The sequence below is a fragment of the Candidatus Dactylopiibacterium carminicum genome (assembly GCF_014736495.1).
Lineage (GTDB): Bacteria > Pseudomonadota > Gammaproteobacteria > Burkholderiales > Rhodocyclaceae > Uliginosibacterium > Uliginosibacterium carminicum.
The window spans coordinates 1-2,766 of sequence record NZ_MDUX01000116.1 but is presented as its reverse complement, the minus strand read 5'-3'; the positions used below and the strand labels follow the sequence as shown (position 1 = coordinate 2,766).

Sequence of the window (2,766 nt, the reverse complement as noted above, 5' to 3'; positions counted from 1 at the left end):
TGAAAAACAGTATTTCATGAAGCTCGGGGCTGTCTAGGAAACCCGGGGCGATTCAAAGTGCACATACGGCACTTCGCATGGCCACGCTGAATGGGGCACAAGCACTTGGACTGGATGAGGAAATCGGCTCTCTGGAACCTGGTAAATCGGCAGACCTCTGTGCCGTCACTTTTCATGACATTCGGCACCAACCTTGTTACGACCCTGTCGGGCAGTTGGTCTACGTTTGCGGCCGTGAGGGTGTATCCCACGTATGGAAGGCTGGTGAAAAGATGCTTGATCATAGTCGCCTGATCAAAATCGACGAGTCGGAACTCCTGCAGAAGATATGCCTGTGGAAGAATTCACAGGCCCAAAACAGGGCACCCATATAGAATCTGTGGGCACGCATGGCACAAAAATGATGCATAAAAAAAGATCAGCAGAACCCGTTGGATCATTTCTTGTCATTGCACTGCACGCATGAAGCAGCGAAGGTCAGGCAACTGCCTGATCCCCCCAAGACCTTTACGACACGGTCGTATGCATATCAGAAAAGGAAAACTCATGAAAAAACTGCAATTGATTGCGTTGGCATCCATCGCGAGTCTTGGCCTGATTACTGGTGCTCAGGCGCAAAGCAAGGACGATATCGTCGTCGCCTCCAAGAACAGTGATCTTCCTTACGCCATCGATGCGAATGGAGTCGTCGTGCGCAATAACACCGGATGGTGCTGGCGTACCAGCAACTGGACTAAGGAACTGGCCCAGAAGGTCAAGGTCGTCGGATCCGATCTGCCAGTAGGCTGTCTGTGCGAAAAGGAAATCTTCGACAAAGCCGTTTGCGAGAAGCCCGCCCCCGCACCTGTTGCAGCAGTTGCTCCGGCTGCTCCGGCCCCCGCTCCTGCGGCCAAGCCCGTTCCGGTTCCTGCACCCGCACCGGCAGCCCAAAAGGTCAATCTGCCCAGCGACGCGCTGTTCGCCTATGACAAGGCTGAGCTTTCCGCCGAAGGTCAGGCCAACCTCACGAAGCTGGCCGATCAGGCCAAGCAACTGACTCAACTGGAAGTCATCATCGCCGTTGGTCACGCTGACCGCATCGGTTCGGACTCCTACAACCTGCCGCTGTCTGAAAAGCGTGCGGCTTCGGTGAAGAATTTCCTGGTTGGCCAAGGTATCCCGGCCAACAAGGTGTACACCGAAGGCAAGGGCGAGACCCAACCCGTGACCGGTGATGCTTGCCGGAACCTGGGCGCAGAGAACGGCCGCAACAAGAAGCTGGTCGATTGTCTGGCTCCGGATCGTCGCGTTGAGATCGAAGCCATCGGTACGAAGTAAGATAGGCACCTGTTGCCAATCGAAAGCCCGGCACTGCCGGGCTTTTTTATTTTCGTTGATGGAATGGACATGACGACCGACAACGCAGACGCCCGCGAGCTTGCCAAATTCAGCGACCTTGCCCACCGCTGGTGGGATCCGCATGCCGAGTTCCGCCCTTTGCATGAGATCAACCCGCTGCGCGTGGACTGGATTGCCAGTCACACCAGGCTTGTCGGGGGGCGTGTGCTCGACGTCGGGTGTGGTGGCGGCATTCTGGCCGAAGGATTGGCGGAACGTGGCGCGGAGGTCACGGGCATCGATCTTTCAGACAAGGCACTGGCTGTCGCACGCCTGCATCTGCTGGAAAGTGGTCAGCGCGTCGACTATCACAAGATCGCCGTCGAAACGCTGGCAGAAGAAGCTCCAGGCAGCTTCGATGTGGTGACTTGCATGGAAATGCTTGAGCACGTGCCAGACCCCGCCAGTGTGGTGCGCGCCTGCGCCACACTGGTCAAACCTGGCGGTCAGGTGTTCCTTTCAACGCTCAACCGCAATCCGAAGTCCTATCTCTTCGCTGTGATCGGTGCCGAGTACATACTCAGCCTGTTGCCGCGCGGTACGCACGAATACGCACGCTTCCTGAAACCCTCGGAGCTTTCGCGTTTCGTACGTGACGCGGGCCTGGATGTGGAGGAGCTCATCGGCTTGAGCTACAACCCGCTCACACGTATCTACAAGCTCGGATCCGACACCAGCGTGAATTATCTGATGCGCACTCAGCGCCCAGCCTGAGACGGCATCATTCCTCGGCTCGTGGCTGAAACTCTGCCGCGAGCCGATTCTGTATCCCCGGAGGCGCGGGCTCGTACTGCCACCATTCCGGCCCGGGCATCTCCGGTACGGCGTAATTGGCCGCGCCGCGCAGATATCTCGCCCGAGATGTCGCCAAAATTCGCATCCGGTGCCAGGATCTCAAGGTCCACCAGGGGCTCAAGCACCACCGGGCGGGCCGCCCGCACGGCCTCGAGGAAGGCTTTTCGCCCCGCACTCACGAATGCAACTTCCTTGCCGTCGACAGGATGCGTCTTGCCGTCATAGACCGTCACCTCCACATCCTGTACGGGAAAACCGGCCAACGCACCGTTGAGCAGCACTTCGCGCACGCCCTTTTCAACTGCCGGGATGAATACACCTGGAATGGCGCCGCCCTTGACCTCATCCCGGAATCGAAAACCTTCACCACGCGCCAAAGGTTGCACACGCAGGAAAACTTCACCGAACTGCCCCGCGCCGCCACTGAATCGCCCCCGGTTCACTAGACACTTCGAAGCCTTAAGCTGGCAACCAAGTGGAGGTGTCTATGAGTAGCAAGCGATACACGGAAGAGTTCAAGATTGAAGCGGTCAAGCAAGTGACCGATCGCGGACATAGCGTTGCGGACGTTGCCGGGCGACTGGATGTGAGCAT

5 protein-coding genes are annotated in these 2,766 nt (G+C 57.8%); 4 read left to right on the top strand and 1 reads right to left on the bottom strand.

Going from position 1 to position 2,766, the window contains the following annotated elements; all coding sequences use genetic code 11:
- Window positions 1-29: 29 nt before the first annotated feature.
- The 3 genes from BGI27_RS18955 (at window position 30) to ubiG (ending at window position 2,091) form a co-directional block, all read left to right on the top strand.
- Window positions 30-374, top strand: a complete 345-nt coding sequence (locus BGI27_RS18955; protein WP_095526081.1) for an amidohydrolase family protein — start codon at window positions 30-32, stop codon at window positions 372-374.
- An 88-nt stretch (window positions 375-462) separates the two neighbouring features.
- Complete coding sequence (locus BGI27_RS17655; protein WP_420886949.1) at window positions 463-1,317, top strand: OmpA family protein; 855 nt, start codon at window positions 463-465, stop codon at window positions 1,315-1,317.
- A gap of 69 nt (window positions 1,318-1,386) precedes the next feature.
- Window positions 1,387-2,091, top strand: a complete 705-nt coding sequence (gene ubiG / locus BGI27_RS17650) for a bifunctional 2-polyprenyl-6-hydroxyphenol methylase/3-demethylubiquinol 3-O-methyltransferase UbiG (RefSeq protein ID WP_095526079.1) — start codon at window positions 1,387-1,389, stop codon at window positions 2,089-2,091.
- On the opposite strand, the gene BGI27_RS17645 is transcribed toward ubiG, so the two are convergent.
- On the bottom strand, window positions 2,076-2,615 hold the full coding sequence (locus BGI27_RS17645; RefSeq protein ID WP_095526078.1) for a hypothetical protein: 540 nt from the start codon (window positions 2,613-2,615) through the stop codon (window positions 2,076-2,078). The two genes, ubiG and BGI27_RS17645, sit on opposite strands and share 16 nt — an antisense overlap.
- A gap of 44 nt (window positions 2,616-2,659) precedes the next feature.
- On the opposite strand from BGI27_RS17645, the gene BGI27_RS17640 reads away from it, so the two are divergent.
- The coding region (locus BGI27_RS17640; protein ID WP_141239830.1) for a transposase at window positions 2,660-2,766 on the top strand (107 nt) is incomplete at its 3' end.